Raw genomic sequence first — 20,361 nt, forward strand, 5'->3', positions numbered from 1 at the left:
CGGAGCTTCAAACCCCACGCACATAAGGGTTGATTGTTCGTTTTCCGGCCAAACACGGCCCGAGCGTCGACTTCAGGACGCGAGTATCTGCCTGAATAATCACCAGAAACTATCTGTATAGGGACGAGGGCTGAACAAAACGGTAGTGAGACATTACCGAACGTCATCCCGCCAGCGGGCGTCGCTGTCCGAGCCGAGGGATATCGAGCAGTGCGGTGCGGACAGGTGCCCACCCTCGAGTCGCCGGCCTCGGAGAGAGAGTGGACGACGTGAGACCACAGCTTGGTGACACAGTGTCGACCGCGACGTGATAGCCTCCAACACGGTCGTCCGCCCACAAGCGCCCCTTACTTCCGGAAGGAGTCGGTTCCCTGGTCGTGGAGGTCACGCGAGACCGTCCCGACGCCGTCCCGAAGGCCGTCGTGGTAGGCCACGAGACGCTCGCGAACCTCGTCGTACTGGCGAGCGAGGATCTGGGCCGCAGACAGCGCAGCGTTGAACGACTTGCCGGCGTCGACCGCGACGAGTGGCGCCCCCGTCGGCATGCCGATGACGCTATCGACGGACTTCTCCTGGACCGGGACGCCGATGACCGGCAGCGGATAGGCGATCGAGGCGGTCATGTTCGGCAGATCCGCGGATTTCCCGCCCGCGCCCGCGATGATAACCTCGAGCCCTCGCGCCTCGGCCGTCTCCGCGTACGCGGTCATCAGATCCGGGGTGCGATGTGCGGACGTGACGTAGGTCTCGAACGTGAACCGTTCGTCGGGCGCGTCTTCGTAGTCGGTCTGTTCGGCGAACTCGAGTTCGTCGACGAAGGCGTCGTAGGCGCCGCGGCGGTCCCCGCCCGTCGACATGGTCTCGAGGTCGCTGTCCGATCCCATGACGATGCCGACGTCGGGCGTCTCCTCGGTCGGGCGGTCCTGCTCGGCCTCGCGGTGCAATCTGTCGATGAGGGCCGACACGCTGTCGCTCATACACGTAGCTGACGGGGGAAGTGACTTCAAATGAGTGTACTCACGATAGCCGAATTCGAAACCCGTTAGGACGACCGGAACGTCACGCTGTCCTCGAGTTCCCGTGCGGTCCCGAGGAGGTCGTCGGTCGCCACACCGTCGTCGCGAGCCGACACCGTCACGTGGCCCAGCTTCCGCAGCGGCCGGGCCTCCCGTTTGCCGTACCAGTGGAGGTTCGCGCCGGGTTCCTCGAGGATGCGGTCGACGCCCGACAGTGCCGCGTCGCGCTCCTCCTCGACATCGCCCAGCAGGTTCACCGAGACGGTCGGCGACCGAAGGTCGGTCGAGCCGAGCGGCCACCCCAGGACGGCGCGGACGTGCTGTTCGAACTGGGAACTGTGGGCCCCCTCGATGGTCCAGTGGCCGGAGTTGTGTGGGCGCGGGGCGATCTCGTTCAACAGAATCTCTTCGGCCGGTGTTTCGAACAGTTCGATCCCGTAGACGCCGCGTCCGTCCATCACCTCGAGGACATCCTCGGCGACCTCGCGAGCGCGCTTCCGGACGGGGTCGCTCGAGCCCGCGGGGACGATCGTCTCGCGGAGGATCTCGTCTTCGTGGACGTTCTCGCCGATGGGAAACGCCGCGGTCTCGCCGTCGCCCTCGACTGCGATGACCGAGATTTCGCGTTCGAACTCGACGAAGGCCTCGACCATCGCGGGGCCGGCAACGGACTCGAGGGCGTCCTCGGCGTCGGCCGTCGATTCGACGGGGACGTTCCCGCGCCCGTCGTAGCCGCCGGTTCGGGCCTTGAGCATCACGGGCGCGCCGTAGTCGTCGATCGCCTCGCGAATATCGGCGGCCGACTCGACCGCGCGAAACGGCGGGACCGGAACGCCGGCGGCCTCGAGTTCGCGTTTCTGGACGAGTTTGTCGTGGATCGTCTCGAGGGACGCCGGCTTCGGATGGACCGGCGTCCCAGTCTCGTCGCTGACGCGCTCTAAGATGTCCTGGTTGGCAAGTTCGATCTCGAACGTGAGAACGTCGACCCGTGTAGCGAGATCGCGCATGGCCGCTTCGTCGTCGAAATCCGCGACGAGCTGGTCGCGAGCGATGGTCGCCGCCGGACAATCCGGCGTCGGGTCCAGTACGACGATATCGACGCCAAGCGGTGACGCTGCTTCGGCGAGCATTCGTCCGAGTTGCCCGCCGCCGACGACGCCGACGGTCGGGCCAGGGGTCCGTAACCTCGTCATTGCGCGGCGGTTGGCCGTCCCCTCGCTTAAGCATTCTCAATCCCCCTGGCAACGGCCTGTCACGGCCCCCGGAACAGCCAGAGACGTCGAACTGGCGTCGCACAGTTCATCCCCACAGTAAATATTCGATTTATGACCTGTGTGTTTTTGGCCAATAACCCATTTGGTGATGGTATCCATTCTCACCCAGAGCAAGGACTATTCATGAACTATCTGGATCGAATTACGGGCGGTAGACGGCAACATGAAGACGATGAATCCGACCGACCGAGCCACGAGTCGACGGACAAACGCCAAGAAACGGCGGCCGACGGTAGCGGTGGGACGGTCACACTGGACGACACCGAAACGGTCGGGGAGATACCGGATGCAGATACGAGACTCGAGCGGGCGAGAGCGACCGTCGGATACACGGATGCAACCGACCGCAAGCTCGAGCAGGTTGGCGACGGTGACGAACTCGATATCGCGGTTCCCGATATCGAAGCAGTGTATCCGACATCGGTCCCGGTCGATGCCGCCGCACGACAGGCACGCATCCTCGCGACGGCACTGGAGCGCGACCGCGACGCGGATCGAGCGAGTCGGGTCGCCTCGAGTGCGACCCAACAGGCCGAAGCAGGCATCCCGCCGTCGGCCTACGTGGCGACGTATCAGCGATCACTCCACCAGCTGGTCGAACGAACGTTCGAGACGCTCGAGGACGGTGGCGACCTCGAGGACGCTCGAGAGGAGCTGAAAGCCGGCATCGACGCGACGCTCGTCGACTGCCAGCTCGGCGTCGACGAGTTCGTCGAGCAGGACGGTACACCCCCAATCACGGAAGACGGAGGCGAAGACGAGTACGTCGACGCCGTCGGCATCGACGACGTCCTCGATGCGATGCCGCGACCGGCGTTTCTCATCGACGACGAGCACACGGTGTTGCACTACAACGTGGCGCTCAATCGCCTCCTCAACCTGGAGGACGACCACCGCGAGTACCTCGGCAAGGACAGCCGCGAGACCGTCGCCGCCGCTACCTATCAGGACGGCCGGCGACACAACACGCTCGCGGACAAGATTCTGAAAAATCCACACGACGCCCACGAGGCGTGGGATGTCGAACGCGTCGACGATGACATCGAATACGCCGACCACATCGTCTACGAGGACACGAGCATCGCCACGGACCACACCGGCGCCGAGACCCACATCGAATTCTACGGCATGCCGTTTTTCGACGACGATGGGGAGTTACTGGGCGTCCTCGAGTTTACCGAGGATCGCAGCGAAGCGGTTCGTCGTCAGCGCTCCGTCGAGGAGTTGATCACCGAGGTGACGGATACGCTGTACCAGATCGGTGACGGAAATCTCGCCGCCAGAGCCGAGTTCGAGGACGAACACGACGTCGTCGAGTCGGAACTCCTCGAGTTGACCGACGACGTCAACGAGATGGCGACGAACTTCGAACAGATCGTGACACAGGTCGATCAGCGGACGACCGACCTCGCCGACTCGATCGAACACTCGATCGACTATGCCGATCGAATCGACGAGCAGGCGATGCATCAAAACGAGTCCCTGGAGACGGTCGCCGACGAGATGGAAGACTTCTCCGCGACGATGGAAGAGGTCGCGGCGTCGTCCCAAGAGGTCGCCGACGCCGCCGAATCTGCCCTCGAGGAGGTCGATACCGGGGTCGAGGCGAGTCAAGATGCCAGCGACGTCACCGACGAAGTGCTGGCGATCAGCGAGGAACTGGTCGACACCGTCGAACAGCTCGACAGCTATATGGACGAGATCAGTGAGGTCGCCGACGTGATCGCCGATGTCGCCGATCAGACGAACTTGCTCGCGCTCAATGCAAACATCGAGGCGGCCAAAGCCGACGACGCTGGCGCCGGATTCGCCGTCGTCGCAAACGAAGTGAAGAATCTCGCGGCCGAAACGCAAAATCACACCGACGAAATCGCCGCGCACATCGACCAGGTTCAAAGCCAGACCGTCGAAACCGTCGACGAAGTCGAACGATCACACGACCACATCCAGGACGTTGAAACGGAAATCGACAGCGTGCTCGAGTCACTCGAGACGATCTCCGAACGGGTGGAATCGGCCGCAGACGGCATCCAGGAGGTCGCAGACGCAAACGACAAACAAGCCGCCACCGTCGAGGAAGTGATGGCGACCGTCGAAGACGTCCGCGAGAGCTCACAGCGTGTCACCGAGACGACCGATGAGATCGTCGACGAGACGGAACGACAGGAACAGACCGTCTTCGAACTCTCCGATCGGGTCGAGCAGCTATCGAGCAGCGATTCGTAACGCCAGTTTGGGACACCATCGAGGAAGTCGAGAACGGTAACCTCTTTTACCCACCCTCTCTTCGGCTCGCATATGACCACGCTCGGACTGGTGGTCGCGCAATTCAATCGCCCGATCACCGAGCAGATGGAGCAGGCCGCGATCGAGGCCGCCGAGGCTGGGGGTGCCGACATCTCCGAGACGGTGTCCGTACCGGGCGTCTACGATGCGCCACTGGCCGCGGATCGTCTCGCACGGCAACCGGAGATCGACGCCGTCGCCGTCATCGGAACCGTCATCACCGGCGACACCGATCACGATCAGGTAATCTCCGACGCGACGGCCCAGCGGCTCTCCGACGTGAGTCTCGAGCGTGATACCCCCGTTACCCTCGGCGTAACGGGTCCCGGAATGTCAGCCGCCGAAGCGCGCGAACGCGTCGAAAACGCGGCGAAAGCCGTCGACGGCGCGCTCGAACTCGTTTCGGAACTGCCGAGCCCCGAGTGATACGATGACGATGGAATTCACCGACCGTCTGACCCGAGTCGAACCGTCCGCAACGCTTGCCATCTCCGCACTCGCGACCGAACTCGAGAACGAGGGTGAAGACGTCGTCGACCTCTCCGTCGGCGAGCCCGACTTCCCGACGCCCGACAACATCGTCGACGCGGGCCAGGACGCCATGGACGCCGGCCACACCGGCTACACGACCTCCGCGGGGATCATCGACCTCCGTGAGGCAATCGCCGAAAAGTTGGCCGACGATGGGCTGGAGCACACGGCTGACGAAATTATCGTCACGCCCGGCGCGAAGCAGGCCCTCTACGAGATCGTTCAGGCGTTGATCGCCGAGGGTGACGAGGTCGCCCTGCTCGATCCCGCCTGGGTCTCCTACGAGGCGATGGTCAAGATGGCCGGGGGCGACCTGACGCGCGTCGACCTCTCCGACGCCGACTTCCAGCTCGAGCCTGCACTCGAAGATCTCGCCGACGCCGTCTCCGACGAGACCGAACTGCTGATCGTCAACTCGCCGTCGAACCCCACTGGTGCAGTCTACTCCGACGCTGCCCTCGAGGGCGTGCGCGATCTAGCCGTCGAACACGATATCACCGTCATCTCCGACGAAATCTACAAGGAGATCACCTACGGCGTTTCCCCGACCAGCCTCGGTACGCTCGAGGGGATGGCCGACCGGACGATCACGGTCAACGGCTTCTCGAAGGCCTACTCGATGACCGGCTGGCGGCTGGGCTACTTCGCGGGTCCCGAAGAGCTGATCGATCAGGCCGGCAAACTCCACAGCCACTCCGTCTCCTCGGCCGTCAACTTCGTCCAGCACGCCGGTATCGAAGCGCTCGCAAACACCGACGAGGCCGTCACGGAGATGACCGACGCCTTCGAGGAGCGACGTGACCTCGTCGTCGACCTGCTGGCCGAGCACGACGTCGACGTCGCCGTGCCCGAGGGCGCGTTCTACATGATGCTCCCCGTCGACGACAGCGAGGCGCTACGCGCCTCGGACGCGAGCGACGACGAGTCGCGAGCAGACGATCAGGCCTGGTGTGAGGGTGCGATCGAGGACGCCCACGTCGCGACCGTTCCAGGGAGTGCGTTTGGGACCCCCGGCTACGCACGAATTTCCTACGCGGCGAGCGAGGAGCGACTCGAGGAGGGCATCGACCGGCTGGCTGCAGAAGGGTATCTGTAGGGCGCGCTCTCGAGGCGCTGACGGCTGTTTGTCTCCTGGCGATTCGTTTTACTTTCACTCCCCTAGACTCGAATTTATTAGTGGCTCGAACGGTCTTTTATCATGGAGTGTCCGACCTGTGGAAAAGGATTGACGACCGAACGGGGTATGCGCCAACACCACACGAAAGTCCACGACGAACCGCTTCCGAACCGAACCTGCAAGGGGTGTGAGACGGAGTTCTACGATCTGAAAGCGCGGCGGGAATTCTACGACGAGTGTAACCCAAACGGTGGCGAGCACAACGGCAACTGGAAGGGGGCGAAGCAAACGATGGCGTGCGAACAGTGCAATGCGGAGTTCGAGTACTATCCGTCCGATAAACCGGGGGTTTTCTGCGCTGAGTGTGTCGAATCGGCGGACGGACTCCTCCCCAAAAACTACGCCGAAACGGTTCCCAGAGTGGCGGTCGAGTGTGGCGCCTGCGGCGCTGCACTCGAGGTTCGTCCAGCAGCGATCGAGCAGCACGAGCACGGCTTCTTCTGTGGACTCGAGTGTTACGGACGGTGGCTGTCGTCGAACGTCGTCGGTCCGGACCACCACCAGTGGGAAGGTGGCACAATCGAGTACGGGCAAACGTGATGGCGGATCAGACGGCGAGCGCTCGAACGCGACGGATACGAGTGCCAACACTGTGGTGTGACCAAATCCGAACTCGGTCGCAATCCCGACGTCCATCATCTCCAACCAGTCCGCTCGTTCGACGACCCCGAAGACGCTCACACACTGGACAACGTGGTTACACTTTGCCGAAGCTGTCACCGCTACGCCGAAGCGGGCACGCTCGAGGGTTCGCCTGACGGCGAAAAGTAACACTATTGTGTGGCCGACGCCTACGTGTCGAGTGAAGTCCCGTGGTGGTGAGCAAATCCGAAGGATTTGTGAGGTACACGGGACGACGAGTGAATCGAGGAGTCCCGTGGTGTAGTGGCCAATCATCTGAGCCTTTGGACGTGCTCGGTTGCGGCCGTTCACGGAAGTGAGCTCAGGACGGCGGTTCGAATCCGCCCGGGACTATGTCATCTTTCTTATATTTTCTCACTACTGTTCTTGCTGTAGTGTGTCCACCGCTCGAGCGACGGAGGAATCGACGTCCCAATGTCGCACAGTGCGCATTCGAGACAGTACGTCGTTGGCGGTCGCTGGCTCGAGGTGATCGGTGCGGACGAACGCGATGAGGTGGGTTGGCGCGGTCACGAGCCGTGTTTCGGCCGGGGACACGGAGACGAGAGCAGGCCGGTTGCATTCGTCACGGAGCCATCGTAATGGCTCGAGTGTACTCGTTCGAGATTGGATTGCAATCGACTGGAGACCGTTTATCGTCCAGCGATGTCTCCATGATGACGACGACGGCAGTCACCGGTTTGACCAGCGGCCAGATGATGTCCCAGAACCGTCGCCACGCGCCGGCACCGTCGACTTTAGCGGACTCGATCAGGGACGGATCGATCGCGGAGAGCGCGGAGCTGTAGAGCAACATGCTAAATCCGGTGTGGACCCAGATCCCGCCCGCGATGAGCGCGTAGATCGCCACCTGGGGCGATTGCGTCCAGTTGCGAACCCACTGTTCCTGGCCGAGCACGCGCAACACCTCGTTGAAGATCCCGGCCTGTGGATCGTAGACGAACAGCAGCACCAATCCGATGACGATCGGCGGGACGGTAAAGCCCGCAAAAACCATCGATCGGAGAATCCGCCATCCGCGCAGATCGGCGAACAACAACGCCAGCGCGAGACCCAGCAGCGTGCTCGCGGGCACGTGTACGACGACCCATAGCAGGTTGTGTGTGAGTGCCCCCATCGGGTACCGCAGCTCCTGTATGTTCGACCAGTGGACGATCAACGGATCGGTCAGCGACCGAGCCCAGTTGTCCAGTCCGACGAACTGCTCCATCGTGAAGGTGTCCCAGGCGTAGAAGCTCCTGATCGCCGAGTAGACGATCGGTCCGACGGAGAAGATCGCAAACAGCGTCAGTCCAGGGACCAGAAACACCGCCAGCGCGACGGCCTTCTCGCGGTCGATGTCCATGCCGACGGACAGCTGGCGGTCGGTGGTGAGTCCGTCGACGTGATCTCGGATTCCCATGTGCGTAGCTCTCGATGGTGACGGTCAGACGACCAGTTCGCCGTCGTCGTAGACGTAGGCGTCGTCGTTCTCGAACGTCAGATAGACCGTTTCTCCCCGCGAGACGATCGGCTCCGGTATCTTCGCGTTCACGATCTGGTCGTCGACGCGCACGTTGACGAGGACGTACTCGCCCAGCGGTTCGATCGTATCGACCGTCCCTTCGAGCACGTTACCCGTAGACGGCGGCGTCGTCGAGAGGGTCAGATCCTCCGGCCGAATCCCGAGCGACAGTTCTCCCTGGACGTCGGTAGCCAGCATCCCTCCGGCGCTCGAGCCCGACCGTTCTGTCCCTGCAACCGTATCCTCGGCTCCCAGCGCGTCCACCGCGTCGTGGGCCGCCAACACGCCCTCAAGGTCGACGCTGCCCGCATCGCCGAGATCGATCGAGCCGTTCTCTCGGATTCCCCGAAAGAGATTCATGGGTGGCGAGCCGATGAACCGGGCGACCCAGACCGTCCGCGGGTGTTTATAGAGTTCCTGTGGGGGTGCGACCTGCTGGACCGTTCCCCGGTTCATGACGGCGACCCTATCGGCCATCCCCATCGCCTCCTCCTGGTTGTGGATGACGTAGACCGTCGTAATATCGAGCTCGTTCTGCAGGCGCTTGAGTTCGATGCGCATCTCCTCGGAGTTTGGCGTCGAGATTCGACAGCGGCTCGTCGAGGAGGAAGACCGACGGCTCTCGGACGATCGCCCGTGCGAGGGCCACGCGCTGGCGTTGACCGCCAGACAACGCCGCCGGTTTCTTGTCGACCTGATCCTCGATGTGCAACAGCTCCGTCACTTCCTCGACCTTTCGATCGCGTTCGTCGGGCGAGAGACCACGGACCTTCAGCGGGTAGCCGATGTTCTGTGCGACGGTCATGTGGGGGTAGAGCGCGTAGTTCTGGAACACCATCGCCACGTTTCGAGCGCTCGGCGATCGACCTTCGACTCGCTCGTCGTCGAAGTAGATCTCCTCCTCCGAGGGCTGCTCGAGGCCAGCGATCAACCGCAGCGCCGTCGTCTTCCCACAGCCCGACGGCCCGAGAAAGACGAGAAACTCGCCGTCCTCGATATCGAGCGAGACGCGATAGTTCGCGACGGTCGCCCCGGAATCGAAGTACTTGCTTACGTTCTGTAACGAAACCCGGGTCATCTACCAGTATATATGGTCGATGATACCGATTAATCCCCACACGACACGGTCTGTAACGTGAAATTTCGGCGGTATAGACAGTCAGTGTGTTCCACTGGTAAGTCGCGGTTACTGGAACGATATGGGACCCCTCGAGCGACCGGAGATTGCACATGGCCGATAGTCGAAACGCGGGCATGCGACCGTCCGGTTGCTATGACGGCGAGACGACGCGAACGAAACCCCGGAGGAACTCTCGGAGGACGGGCGCACCGTCGGCGAGCCAGACGAGAACCGCCAACCCCGCCAGTCCGGTTTGTATCCACATGTACGTCGACAGCTCACCCGCCAGTAGCTCCTGGGAGTATCGCCCGAACAAACGCGTGAACTCCCCGAGAAAGTCGGTGTGTTCGTGGCCGTGGCCAGGTTCGATGGGATCGACTGGCCAAAGCATTACATTGAAGGCGAGTTGCCCGCCACGCACGTAGGTGTCCAGAACGTCCGCGGGCAAGTGCAACAGATAGCCGACACCGAAGGCGACACCGGCTCGTCCACGGCCGACGCGTCTCGCGAGCAACCCGACGGCGATCGAAAGCGGTACGGCGAAGAAAATCGAGTGACCGAGCGCGTACCCCGTCTCGAAGACGCCGTACTCCCAGGCCAGGGGCTTGTCGATGAGGTCCGGAAGCACTGATGCGAAGACCACCGCGAACGCCTCGAGCCCGTTCGGCGACGCTCGATAATAGAGATGGGCAAACAGCGAGTACGCGAGATAGCCGACGATGGCGTGTTCCCAGGGCCACATCACCGGAGGATGGTGCCCTCGAGCGGTTAGTTATGGGATTAATACCGCGGAAGCGAAACGTGGTAGCATGCCCACGAAACACGAGGTTACGGTCGACGGCGAGACGATCGTCGCGGTCCACCACGGGGCGCCATCGCAGAAGTGGTTCGTCTGCTGCCACGGACTCCGTAGCGACAAGTCCGGCAGCTACCAGCGACGCTGTGGGCGCGCGGTCGAGCACGGGTACAACGCCGTCCGCTTCGACTTTCGGGGTTGTGGCGAGTCCGACGGCGCGTTCGTCGAGTCGACGCTCTCCGCTCGACTGGCCGACCTCGAGGCTGTCCTCGAGTACTTCGATCCGTCCTCGTGCGTGCTCTTTGGCTCGAGTTTCGGCGGGAACGTCGCCTTCCACACGGCCGCGGCCGACGACCGCGTCGTCGCAGTCGTCACGCGAGCCCCCGTTACGGATCCGGCGACGTTCGACCGCTATCGCGAGATCGTCGCGGACGAGGGCGAGGTACGGTTCGAGACCGGCGAACGCCTCGACGAAGCCTTTCTCGACGACATCACACAGTATCCGTTCGCGCCCATCGCCGACACACTCGACGTTCCCGTCGCGATTTTCCACGGCGACGCCGACGACTCGGTCGACGTTGCGGACAGTTATCGGGCCGCCGAGGCCCTCGAGACCGACGTTCTCTTGCAGACCTATGCGCGTGAAGGTCACCGCTTTTCGCCGGCCGCCGAACGACGGTTACTCGCGGTAACGTTTGCCTGGCTCGAGGCCGCCGAAACCGTGTAGAAAAGCATCGAATCCGCCAGCAAGTGTTGTCGGGGAGTTTCGGGCGTTTTCTCGGTCAGAAAAACCGGATCGCTTTTGATATCCATGCCAGAACGATGGGGTACAAGTGAGTGAGGAGATCGATCCGTCGACGATACTTGCGATCCTCGACGACGAGTACGCACGTGCTATCCTCACCCACACGAGCGTCGAACCCATGTCTGCCAGTACGCTGAGTGACCGATGTGACGCATCCCTCCCGACGATCTATCGGCGTCTCGATCGTCTCCAGGAGTGTCGACTCATTACCGAAGAGACCGAACTTGCCCCCGACGGCAATCACTACAGTATCTACAGTGCGAACCTACAGCGGCTGGAGCTCTCTCTCGACGATGGGACCTTCGATCTCGAGCTCACCTATCGCGAGGACGACGTTGCGGACAGATTCACACGCATGTGGGAGGGATTACGATGAGCCAGAACATCGTGCGAATCGACGAAGCGACCCTCTTCGAACTGTTGACCGTCACGAGTCTCTTCCTGGTTGCACTCTTTGGCACGGTCATCGCCTACCAAGCCTACAGGGGATACCGACGCAACGACGTCGCGTCGATGCTCTACTTGGCTGTCGGACTTCTACTGCTTACCATGTTCCCGTTTCTTATCAACGTCGCTATCAACACGCTGACCGGTGCCGAACAGATCGTGACGGTTCTGCTCGAGAACGTGAGCCGACTGCTTGGCCTCCTCGCGATTATGTACTCGCTGTACGGCCATCACTGATACGGATTGCTGTAACGATTTACCGGCGAAACCGCAGACGGGTCGCGGTTTCGGCGGGAACGACTTACAGTAAACCGTATGAGACCGTCTACTGGAACGATAGTGCTCTGCCTCGAGACAGCCGGGGTATGGCTACGGGAGCGGCGATCGACGCGATATCGTCGTACTCCGCGTCGAGTAACTGACCGACCGCGGCGGGCCGAAGCGGACGAAAGGGCGGTGGTGAGAGACCACTACGAGGGGCGGGATCGGGCCAGCCGACGCGACTCGAGCCCCAGAATGAGGGCGATGGGGCGGTCGGTGGGGAGGGCGTCGACAGGCCCAGGTGATCGGGCAGCGGGGGACCGATCAGGTGCGTTCGGTCAGTCCTGGGTCGTCCCCCGTCGGTTCCTTTAGCCGGACACCTATTAGTGGTAGGAGGGCATTTTCTGAGCCGGAAAATCCGGTCGGTAGCCGGCGATCGAAACCGTGGCGGCTATCCCACCGGTATCCGTCGTCTCCGTATGCGCCAGTTCGTACTCATCGGGCACGATATTCCGACGACACCCGAATTCTCGCTCGACGATCTCGCAGGCGGTGCCGGTCGGCTCGATGCTCTCTGTCGATCGATCACCGCCGCCTTCGTGACCTCCCACGGGATCCGCACCGACGTTCGCGTCCACCTCGTCGCCCAGGACGAACTGACGATCACGTTCGACGGCGGCGACCTCAAACGACTGAACCCCGACGAACGCAGTACCGCCGCCCTCGTCCGAACCGCACTCGAGCACCGCGAGGAAGCCATCGGCGCACTTCCAGCCGAACCCAGCCCCGGAATCGAACTGTATCGTCGCGGCCTCGAGGAGACGCTCGAGGCCCTCGCCGACGACGGACCGGTCGTCCAGTTACACGAAGACGGCGAGGCAGTGACCGAGATCGACGACCTCGAGGATCCGATTTTCGTGCTGTCCGATCACCGGGATTTCACCGCCGACGAGCGGATTCTACTCGAAGGCGTCGTCGACCAACGGCTTCGACTCGGCCCCGAACTGCTCCACGCCGACCAGGCGGTCACGATCGCTCACCACTGGTTGGATACTGACGGTTACGAGACGTTCTAGCCCGACTCGACGAACCGCGTGTCGAACCGCTTGCGTGCGATTATCTACTGGTTCGGAACCGTTAAACGGTCGGATGCATTGTATTCGAACGTGGGCCGGTGGGGTAGCTTGGTATCCTTCGGCCTTCGGGTGGCCGTAACCGCGATTCGAATTCGCGCCGGCCCACTTCCCCATCCTATCGCTTCCTCGAACGATATGCACCGCTCTACAACGCGTAGCCGCATCAACTTCGTTCTTCGTCGACGCCTTTGAACACCTGCCAGACACCCAGAAGAACCACGAAAAGCAGGGCGGCGATCCCGACGCGTAAGCCAATCTCTTCCCATCCCGTTGCCTCCGTGTGGACGAGCCCCCCGGCCCAGCCGCCGACGACCACTGCGAACCCAGTCGCGACGATGAGCATGATCAGGAGCCGGTCAGTGGGAACGTTCATCGGCGGATATCCACCTGGATGGCGAGTAAGCGATGAGCCTGAAACAGCCACGTTGGCGACAACCGGTACGCATCCGCAGACGCCGACAGAGACAGCGCTATCCAGTCGCGTCGACGACCTCGTCGACCCGAATCCGAACGATTATGCGTTCGGTTTCGATCGGCATCTGGTACTCGTCGGCATCAGTATAGCGTCGGGCGAGTTCGTCGATGTGCGCTCGAGCGCCGTCAGTCGTCAGTTCGTCGACCTCGCCGATGATCGCAAGCCGGCGGTACGGATCGTCCGGATCGGTCATACTCACACCGACCGACGGATTGTCACGCAGGTTGCGCTCCTTCCGGCGACCGCGCTCGGTGTTGACCAACAGTCGCTGCTCGTCCTCGTCGTAGTCGATCCAGACCGGCGTCACGTGTGGCTCGTGTTCGTCGGTCAGCGTTGCGATGTGGGCGAACGTTTGCTTGTCGAATAGATCCAGGTATTCGGCGGGGATCTCGGCCATATTCGTGGTATACTGACGATGGGTTTGTACGTCGTGCTTGCATGCAGGAATTGCAACTCACGACAATTCGCGAAGTCGAATCCCATCGTCGACGAGTCGGGCGTTGCGCTCGCGCTCGAGATGCTCGCCGAGCTCGTCGTGGGCGTACAGTTGAGCGATCACGTCCGCGTACAGTGTTCGCCAGGCGATCGCATAAATCGGCGACTGGCCCCACGCCCGAAGTTCCGGAACGAGATCGTCGTAGGTTTCGTACCGATCTTCGAATCGATCGATCGCCTCGAGCACTCGGCTCGCCGCTTCGTGGTCGGTATCGGCCTCCTCGAGAAACTGGTTGAGCGTCGCTTCCCAGCCGGCGACAGCCTTCTGCATGTCGGCCTCGGCTGTCTGATCGTCCGCAGGAAGTCGCTCGAGGACCGGTTCGGGAACGCCGAGTGAGATGTCGTCCATGCGACGCAGTAGACGTTGGACGGGCAAGAAACTACGCAGGAGTCGCCATCTTCTGTATCGCAGTAAGAGGTTTATTAGTTCGGCGGTGTTCTCCAGGTCGGTTGTCCCAGCCGTCGCCGTGGCGCACTCATACTGTCGGCCAGCAGCCAGCGAGCAGTCGGTCGCGAATTCACGGTCGTTCTCGAGGACGACGGCTACGGGAGTGCGACGATCTTCGAATAGTCAGTATCAGGGAAACGTGTCGCGTCGACTCGACTCACCTGTCCGGGGGCTGCAGACGGTGATTCGGTCCTTCCGTTCGACCGGTCGTGCAGGTGTCGATCGCAGTCTCGAGGCCGATTGTTGGTAGCGACCCGTCGAGCGCGTGGTTGCACGTTCCGTCGTACCCCGGCTGAACCAGCCAGTCGTCGACTGGTGCTCGCTGCAAACCACTCGAGCGAGTGTCCGATCGATCCAGTTCTGCGGATCGATCGACTCTCGACCGTTGTGGGGGAAGAACCCCCCCTCGGCAGTCAGCTCGAGGTTATAATAAATCCTATGTCGTGATATCAAATTCGGACGGTTGGGGATACGAGTTCGGGATGGGAATCTATACGAGCACCTGCCTACACGAGTCACCACGCGCCGCTACACTGACTTTCCGTTGCGAACGGACTCGTCTCGAGGGCGAGATTTCGGCCTCGAACACAATCTGGACACACAGTTTGGGCCCGGTCTGTCGTTCGCTTACATGTTGGATCCAGTACGCGACGACCGCCACACGAGTGGACTCCGGCATCGTGATTGAAGTCCTGCTCGCAACCCCTCGATCCGTCGTCCGTGTCTCTGCCCGTGACCCATCACTGATACTGGGCGTGGCGGGATTCGAACCACGGTCACAGCGAAGCTGCTCGCTGATTCCAATCTCGCCATGCCGGTTCACTCGCCACTACGTGGCTCGCTGCACGGGCGTGACGGGATTCGAACCCGCGATCAGAAGGTTAGGAACCTCCTGCCCTCTCCGCTAGGCCACACGCCCCGGAGAAAAACGGTTAGTTCGTCTCGGTCTCCGTCTCTGCGTCTGTGTCAGCGTCGGCATCGTCGTTCGTGACTGGTTCGGTGTCGACGAAGTCGGTGTCTGCGTCCTCCTCCTCGTCGAGTTCTTCGAAGTCACCGTCGCGCATCTCCTCGAGTTCTGTTTCGACCTTTTCACGCCCCTTCTGGAATTCGCCCATGGCCTCCCCGGTCGACCGCGCCAGCTTCGGGATCTTGTTGGCCCCGAACAGCAAGATGGCGATGAAAAGGATGATCAGTAGTTCCGGACCCCCGGGTACGCCGGGGATGAACAGCGGTGCGATTTCGGCTACCATCTCTATGCGTGGCTTACCCGCTGGCAATTATAACCTTTTTGGACCGCTCAACGGAACGAGAGCCAGCGAGCGGACCCGACGGTGTCGAACGAACGAATATCCCACCACGACGCAACTCGAAAAATACGAGCGACCGCACGACGGCTGTGAAGTGGTTCCCGCTGAAACCACTACCCCCATCAGCGCGGCACGCGGCCGGGCGTCGTGGTGGTGAGTGATAGCGGGGTGGCCTCCGTCTCGGAAGGCAGTTGGCAACGACAGACTGTCGCCCCGCTAGAATTGGTGTCTTCGTGCGCCGCTGTAAGCTTGATGGCCGAGAACGGCATCGACAGTAACAGCCAACAGTGGCGGTCAACGGATGCAGCCGATGCTGATGTGGATTCCGGGCAAGATTATCACAGCGCGACACGCCCAGGGGATTCTCCGTCCCGCCGCCGAACGGACGAAACCGTTCCGCGAACGAAACTGTCTTTCCCGCTAGCACGTAATACGAAACCGATGCCAGCAACTGGCGACACTGCACCGGACTTTACCGCACCGCTTGCAAACGGCGACGTAGACGCCATCACGCTGTCGGACCGCCTCGACGAGGAGGCACCGATCGTGCTCGCGTTCTTCCCCGCAGCGTTTACGGGCGTCTGTACCGACGAGATGTGTACGTTTCAGGATCGGCTCTCGGCGTTCAAAGATGTCGATGCGACCGTCTACGGCGTCAGTCGCGACTCGCCGTTTACGCTCAACGAGTTTCGCGACCAGAACGACCTCGAGTTCGGGCTGATCAGCGACTTCAACGGCGAGATCATCGGCGACTACGACGTTTCGATGGACTTCGCCGATCTGGGCGTCTACGGCGTCGCGAAGCGCTCGGTGTTCGTCGTCGACAGCGACGGCGAGATCACGTATTCGTGGGTCAGCGACGACCCGGGCGTCGAGCCGGAGTACGCCGAGGTCGAAGCCGCTGTCGACGACGCAGCGTAACTCTCGAGCGCCGCAGGGCTTTTCTCGTCCGCTATCGACCCATCAAGTATGAGTGATTCAGCCGCCGACGAGGACTCCCGCCGCGTCTACGATCCCGACGCCTCCCACGGCTTTCCCGACGCAAAACTCAACGCCGTCCTCGAGTTCGTCGATCGGGACGAGGAGATTCAGACCTACCTCGAGGCCCAGAATATCAACGCGGTCGATCGGATGCGCTACAACGACCACGGCGTCAAACACATCGAAATCGTTCGCAACCGCGCGCTGTGTCTCTACGAGTTGCTCAAAGCGAGCAACGTCGAGTTCAACGGCGCGGGCGAGCAGGGACTGTCAGAGGCCGACGAATCGGTGATCATCGCGCTGGCGGCCACACTCCACGACATCGGCCACGTCGTCCACCGTGACGAGCACGTCTACTACTCGATTCCGCTGGCTGCCGATATCCTCGACCGCGTCCTCGAGGAGTTCTACAACCTTGCCGAGGCCGTCCGGATGAAAGGTGAGGTGTTACACGCGATTCTCTGTCATCACACGGCTGAGACCCCGCTGACGACCGAGGCCGGCATCATTCGCGTCGCCGACGCCCTCGACATGGAACGTGGCCGGTCCCGAATTCCGTACGAACACGGTGGCCGCGGCATCAACACGCTCTCGAGCCAGGCGATCAAGCGCGTCTCGCTGTACGAGGGTGAGACCAGCCCCGTCCTGGTCGAGATCGCGATGACCAACGCCGCGGGCGTCTACCAGGTCGACAACCTCTTGAAGGCGAAACTCCGCGGGTCGGGACTCGAGGACGAGATCCGTATCGTCGCCGTCAACACCAACGAAAACCACGAGCAGTTAGTCGAACGAATCGAACTCTAATCGACGAGTTCGAATCTACCGTCCGTCCGCTCGAGATGACCCCGTTTCCGTAACGTTCCCGTGATCGAGAGCGCGGTCCCTTTCTTGATGCCGAGATCGGTACAGAGCTGATCGATCGTCGTCTCGCCGCTCGCCCCGACGTAGAGGAAGACGAGCTTTGCGCGAGCGGACTCGAGATCTGTGGGTATCGTGAAATCGATGCTGTGTGCCGATTGTGATGACATAGTCGACCGATGTTTTTCGACGATAATAAATCTCTGTTACAACAGATGTCGAAATGGGGCCGGCGCATGTGGCTCTCGGGCGTGTCAAAGAAATTGTATGGCTACGACACCGACGTTTCGAGGACGAACGCTCACGATTCTCGTCGTGCGATGATTGTACGATCGACGAATGACACGGTTGTGGACGGTGCTTGCTACCGCAAAACACGATCTGGGATTACCAACAGGCGTATCGTTTTTATCTCCGCCACAGAATCGGTACGGTATGTCGACTCAAATTACTATCCTCGCACTCCTGACCGGGCTGGTTACCGGAGCGTTGTTTCGGTTTCTCAATATCCCCATTCCCGCACCGCCGGAACTACCAGGGATCATGGGTATCGTCGGTATCTACGTCGGCTACAAGCTGATCGATCACTTCGGGGTTGGCGTCGACATCCTCGAGTTAATCGGGACGTAGGCCTCCCGACAAATAGCTGGCACCGTCGGCTGTACCGATCCGGCCGTCAGGACGACTCCAGCGCCAGCGACGCCTTCGCGAGCAGCCAGAAGACCGTGACGACGGCGACGAACACGGCGGCGATGTAGCCGATCCACACCAAGATCCCAGGAGCGTAGGCGACCATTTCGAGAACGTATAGCAACAATAGATAGCCGGCGACGATCGACAGCAAGACGCCGATTCGCTTGATCATGGGTTCGATATTGGTGACGTGCCTTCAAAAGATGTCGAAACGGTAGCTTCCGGCCGGAGACGAGAGTCCGTCCGAGTGCTCACCACACCAATCCGTATCAGTAACTGCGTTCTTTCGGCTCGTAGGTTTTTTCCTCGCCCTCGAGGATGACCGGTCGATAGAAGATCGACGGCTCGCCGTCGTCCCAAGAGACGAGCGTGTGTTTGAGCCAGTTTTCGTCGTCGCGGATCTGGTTCTCCTGGCGCCAGTGGGCGCCGCGGAACTCGTTTCGCACCAAGGCACCGAGCGCGATCGTTTCGGCGACGTCGATCAGGTTGCGCGTCTCGTAGGTCTGCTGGAGGTCGGTGTTGAACGTCGTCGAGGGATCGTCGACGTAGACGTCCTGGTACTCCTCGCGACACTCTCGGATGATCTTCAGTGCCTTCTTGACGCCCGCTTCGGTCCGGAAGACGTTGACGTAGTCGGTCATCGCCTGCTGGAGCTTCGAGCGGATCTCGGCGTGTTGAACGCCGCTGTCTTTGTTCATCAGCCGGTCGACGCGGTCGCGTTCGCGTTCGACGGCACGCTCGAGGGCACCCTCGGCATCGGCTGCGACTCCGCCGTCTGCGGCGACGCCACCGGAGCGCTCGAGGCCGGCAGCACCGGGCTGGACGGGAAGGTCGGTCTCGGTCTCGTCCTCGACATCGTCGCCGTACCCAGTCCGAATTTCGGGGTCGCCGAGATCCTCGCCGGCAGCGTGACGGCCCGCGCGTTTCCCGAAGACGATCAGCTCGGGCAGGGCGTTGCCGCCCAGTCGGTTGCCGCCGTGGACGGACACACAGGCACACTCGCCGGCGGCGTAGAGCCCGTTGATGCAGGTCTGGCCGTTCTCGTCGGTCTCGATACCGCCCATCGCGTAGTGTTGGCCGGGTTTGACCGGCATCGGCTCGACGAGACCGTCGACGCCCTCGAAGTCCTCCGCGAGGTGGAGGATGTTCTCGAGGCGATCCAGAATGCGCTCCTCGCCGAGGTGGCGCATGTCGAGGTGGACGTACTCGTCGTCGACACCGCGGCCCTCGTCGACCTCGGTCAGTTCGGCACGCGCGACGACGTCACGGCTGGCGAGTTCGCCGGAGTTGTTCGCGTACCCGTACTCGAACATGAAGCGTTCACCCTCGTTGTTGAAGAGGATACCACCCTCGCCACGGACACCCTCACTGATGAGGACGCCCGTCGAGGGGAGCGACGTGGGGTGGAACTGGATGAACTCCATGTCTTCCAACGGTGCGCCCGCACGATATGCCATCGCGTGGCCGTCGCCGGTACAGGAGACGGCGTTGGTGGTGTGATCGAACGCCTGCCCGGGGCCGCCGGTCGCGAGCACGACGCCGTTGTTCGCTTTGAAACCCTCGATCTGGCCGGACTGGACGTCGTAGGCGACGACGCCGTGACACTCCCGATCGTTGGGGTCGTCCTCGTCGCTGGTCGCTAGGTTCATCACGTACCACTCGTCGTAGACCTGAATGCCGCGTTTGACGACCTGCTCGTACATCGTGTGCAGCAGGTGGTGGCCGGTTTCGGCGCCGGCGTAGGTGGTCCGCGGGTACGAGAGGCCGCCGAACGGTCGCTGGGAGACGCGGCCGTCCTCCTCCCGGGAGAATGGCATCCCCCAGTGTTCCAGGCGCATCGTGTCCTCTCGAGCGTCCTGTGCGAGGGTCTCGACTGCCGGGGCGTCGCCCAGGTAGTCCGAGCCCTTCATCGTGTCGTAGGCGTGCAGTTCCCAGTCGTCGCCCTCCTGGAGGGCGGCGTTGATCCCACCCTCCGCAGCGCCGGTGTGGCTGCGGACGGGGTGGAGTTTCGAGACGATCGCCGTATCGGCTCCCGCCTCGTTCGCTGCGATCGCGGCTCGGAGGCCGGCGCCGCCTGCGCCGACCACGATGACGTCGTGTTCGTACATA

Annotated in this window: 21 protein-coding genes, 3 tRNA genes and 2 pseudogenes; 13 read left to right on the top strand and 13 right to left on the bottom strand. The window is 62.0% G+C overall.

Features of this window, described 5'->3' with window-relative positions:
• Positions 1 to 347: 347 nt before the first annotated feature.
• Both D8Y22_RS20625 and D8Y22_RS20630 read right to left on the bottom strand, forming a co-directional pair.
• A complete protein-coding gene (locus D8Y22_RS20625) occupies positions 348 to 977 on the bottom strand; it encodes an AIR carboxylase family protein (RefSeq protein WP_141466523.1) in 630 nt (209 codons plus the stop codon).
• 65 nt (positions 978 to 1,042) lie between these two features.
• Positions 1,043 to 2,209: a 5-(carboxyamino)imidazole ribonucleotide synthase gene (locus D8Y22_RS20630; RefSeq protein WP_141466524.1), complete on the bottom strand. Its 1,167-nt coding sequence runs from the start codon at positions 2,207 to 2,209 to the stop codon at positions 1,043 to 1,045.
• Between the two features lie 204 nt (positions 2,210 to 2,413).
• Here D8Y22_RS20630 and D8Y22_RS20635 point away from each other — a divergent pair, with 204 nt between their 5' ends.
• From D8Y22_RS20635 to D8Y22_RS20655, 5 genes and pseudogenes are all read left to right on the top strand, one after another.
• Positions 2,414 to 4,516: a methyl-accepting chemotaxis protein gene (locus tag D8Y22_RS20635; protein ID WP_141466525.1), complete on the top strand. Its 2,103-nt coding sequence runs from the start codon at positions 2,414 to 2,416 to the stop codon at positions 4,514 to 4,516.
• Between the two features lie 72 nt (positions 4,517 to 4,588).
• Positions 4,589 to 5,002: a 6,7-dimethyl-8-ribityllumazine synthase gene (gene ribH / locus D8Y22_RS20640; protein ID WP_141466526.1), complete on the top strand. Its 414-nt coding sequence runs from the start codon at positions 4,589 to 4,591 to the stop codon at positions 5,000 to 5,002.
• 4 nt (positions 5,003 to 5,006) lie between these two features.
• Positions 5,007 to 6,203: a pyridoxal phosphate-dependent aminotransferase gene (locus D8Y22_RS20645; protein ID WP_141466527.1), complete on the top strand. Its 1,197-nt coding sequence runs from the start codon at positions 5,007 to 5,009 to the stop codon at positions 6,201 to 6,203.
• Between the two features lie 102 nt (positions 6,204 to 6,305).
• Positions 6,306 to 7,055, top strand: a pseudogene (locus tag D8Y22_RS20650) (HNH endonuclease).
• Between the two features lie 100 nt (positions 7,056 to 7,155).
• Positions 7,156 to 7,259: transfer RNA gene (locus tag D8Y22_RS20655), tRNA-Gln, on the top strand.
• Between the two features lie 232 nt (positions 7,260 to 7,491).
• Here the strand turns inward: D8Y22_RS20655 and D8Y22_RS20660 are convergent.
• The 3 genes and pseudogenes from D8Y22_RS20660 to D8Y22_RS20670 form a co-directional block, all read right to left on the bottom strand.
• Positions 7,492 to 8,328, bottom strand: a complete 837-nt coding sequence (locus tag D8Y22_RS20660; protein ID WP_141466528.1) for a carbohydrate ABC transporter permease — start codon at positions 8,326 to 8,328, stop codon at positions 7,492 to 7,494.
• Between the two features lie 24 nt (positions 8,329 to 8,352).
• Positions 8,353 to 9,508, bottom strand: a pseudogene (locus D8Y22_RS20665) (ABC transporter ATP-binding protein).
• Between the two features lie 193 nt (positions 9,509 to 9,701).
• Positions 9,702 to 10,292, bottom strand: a complete 591-nt coding sequence (locus D8Y22_RS20670) for a metal-dependent hydrolase (protein ID WP_141466714.1) — start codon at positions 10,290 to 10,292, stop codon at positions 9,702 to 9,704.
• A gap of 67 nt (positions 10,293 to 10,359) precedes the next feature.
• Between D8Y22_RS20670 and D8Y22_RS20675 the strand changes: the two genes are divergently transcribed.
• From D8Y22_RS20675 to D8Y22_RS20695, 5 genes are all read left to right on the top strand, one after another.
• A complete protein-coding gene (locus D8Y22_RS20675) occupies positions 10,360 to 11,073 on the top strand; it encodes an alpha/beta hydrolase family protein (protein ID WP_141466529.1) in 714 nt (237 codons plus the stop codon).
• Between the two features lie 106 nt (positions 11,074 to 11,179).
• Positions 11,180 to 11,527 carry a winged helix-turn-helix domain-containing protein gene (locus tag D8Y22_RS20680; protein ID WP_141466530.1) on the top strand — a complete coding sequence of 116 codons (348 nt, stop codon included), beginning with the start codon at positions 11,180 to 11,182 and terminating at the stop codon, positions 11,525 to 11,527.
• On the top strand, positions 11,524 to 11,835 hold the full coding sequence (locus D8Y22_RS20685; RefSeq protein ID WP_141466531.1) for a DUF7521 family protein: 312 nt from the start codon (positions 11,524 to 11,526) through the stop codon (positions 11,833 to 11,835). Before D8Y22_RS20680 ends, D8Y22_RS20685 begins: the two co-directional genes overlap by 4 nt.
• A gap of 503 nt (positions 11,836 to 12,338) precedes the next feature.
• Complete coding sequence (gene trmY / locus D8Y22_RS20690) at positions 12,339 to 12,935, top strand: tRNA (pseudouridine(54)-N(1))-methyltransferase TrmY (RefSeq protein WP_141466532.1); 597 nt, start codon at positions 12,339 to 12,341, stop codon at positions 12,933 to 12,935.
• 92 nt (positions 12,936 to 13,027) lie between these two features.
• Positions 13,028 to 13,100, top strand: a tRNA-Pro gene (locus D8Y22_RS20695).
• A 58-nt stretch (positions 13,101 to 13,158) separates the two neighbouring features.
• On the opposite strand, the gene D8Y22_RS20700 is transcribed toward D8Y22_RS20695, so the two are convergent.
• The 5 genes from D8Y22_RS20700 to tatA all read right to left on the bottom strand — a co-directional run bounded on the left by D8Y22_RS20700 (position 13,159) and on the right by tatA (position 15,663).
• Positions 13,159 to 13,368 (bottom strand): hypothetical protein, encoded by a 210-nt coding sequence (locus D8Y22_RS20700; RefSeq protein ID WP_141466533.1) that lies wholly within the window; start codon positions 13,366 to 13,368, stop codon positions 13,159 to 13,161.
• A 97-nt stretch (positions 13,369 to 13,465) separates the two neighbouring features.
• Positions 13,466 to 13,867 (bottom strand): TIGR03618 family F420-dependent PPOX class oxidoreductase, encoded by a 402-nt coding sequence (locus tag D8Y22_RS20705; protein WP_141466534.1) that lies wholly within the window; start codon positions 13,865 to 13,867, stop codon positions 13,466 to 13,468.
• Between the two features lie 57 nt (positions 13,868 to 13,924).
• Positions 13,925 to 14,314: a hypothetical protein gene (locus D8Y22_RS20710; RefSeq protein ID WP_141466535.1), complete on the bottom strand. Its 390-nt coding sequence runs from the start codon at positions 14,312 to 14,314 to the stop codon at positions 13,925 to 13,927.
• 945 nt (positions 14,315 to 15,259) lie between these two features.
• Positions 15,260 to 15,332: transfer RNA gene (locus D8Y22_RS20715), tRNA-Arg, on the bottom strand.
• A 13-nt stretch (positions 15,333 to 15,345) separates the two neighbouring features.
• Complete coding sequence (tatA, locus tag D8Y22_RS20720; RefSeq protein ID WP_141466536.1) at positions 15,346 to 15,663, bottom strand: twin-arginine translocase TatA/TatE family subunit; 318 nt, start codon at positions 15,661 to 15,663, stop codon at positions 15,346 to 15,348.
• Positions 15,664 to 16,161: 498 nt separating this feature from the next.
• Here tatA and D8Y22_RS20725 point away from each other — a divergent pair, with 498 nt between their 5' ends.
• On the top strand, positions 16,162 to 16,641 hold the full coding sequence (locus D8Y22_RS20725) for a redoxin domain-containing protein (RefSeq protein ID WP_141466537.1): 480 nt from the start codon (positions 16,162 to 16,164) through the stop codon (positions 16,639 to 16,641).
• Between the two features lie 48 nt (positions 16,642 to 16,689).
• A complete protein-coding gene (locus tag D8Y22_RS20730) occupies positions 16,690 to 17,505 on the top strand; it encodes an HD domain-containing protein (RefSeq protein WP_141466538.1) in 816 nt (271 codons plus the stop codon).
• On the opposite strand, the gene D8Y22_RS20735 is transcribed toward D8Y22_RS20730, so the two are convergent.
• The gene (locus tag D8Y22_RS20735; protein WP_141466539.1) at positions 17,502 to 17,729 is read right to left on the bottom strand and encodes a MarR family transcriptional regulator; all 228 of its coding nucleotides are present in this window, start codon (positions 17,727 to 17,729) and stop codon (positions 17,502 to 17,504) included. The two genes, D8Y22_RS20730 and D8Y22_RS20735, sit on opposite strands and share 4 nt — an antisense overlap.
• Positions 17,730 to 17,994: 265 nt before the next feature.
• Between D8Y22_RS20735 and D8Y22_RS20740 the strand changes: the two genes are divergently transcribed.
• Positions 17,995 to 18,189 carry a XapX domain-containing protein gene (locus D8Y22_RS20740; RefSeq protein ID WP_141466540.1) on the top strand — a complete coding sequence of 65 codons (195 nt, stop codon included), beginning with the start codon at positions 17,995 to 17,997 and terminating at the stop codon, positions 18,187 to 18,189.
• A gap of 46 nt (positions 18,190 to 18,235) precedes the next feature.
• On the opposite strand, the gene D8Y22_RS20745 is transcribed toward D8Y22_RS20740, so the two are convergent.
• A complete protein-coding gene (locus D8Y22_RS20745) occupies positions 18,236 to 18,424 on the bottom strand; it encodes a hypothetical protein (RefSeq protein WP_141466541.1) in 189 nt (62 codons plus the stop codon).
• 97 nt (positions 18,425 to 18,521) lie between these two features.
• Complete coding sequence (locus tag D8Y22_RS20750) at positions 18,522 to 20,360, bottom strand: FAD-binding protein (RefSeq protein ID WP_141466542.1); 1,839 nt, start codon at positions 20,358 to 20,360, stop codon at positions 18,522 to 18,524.
• Position 20,361 lies beyond the last annotated feature (1 nt).

Origin of the sequence: Salinadaptatus halalkaliphilus (assembly GCF_006543045.1) — an archaeon.
Lineage (GTDB): Archaea > Halobacteriota > Halobacteria > Halobacteriales > Natrialbaceae > Salinadaptatus > Salinadaptatus halalkaliphilus.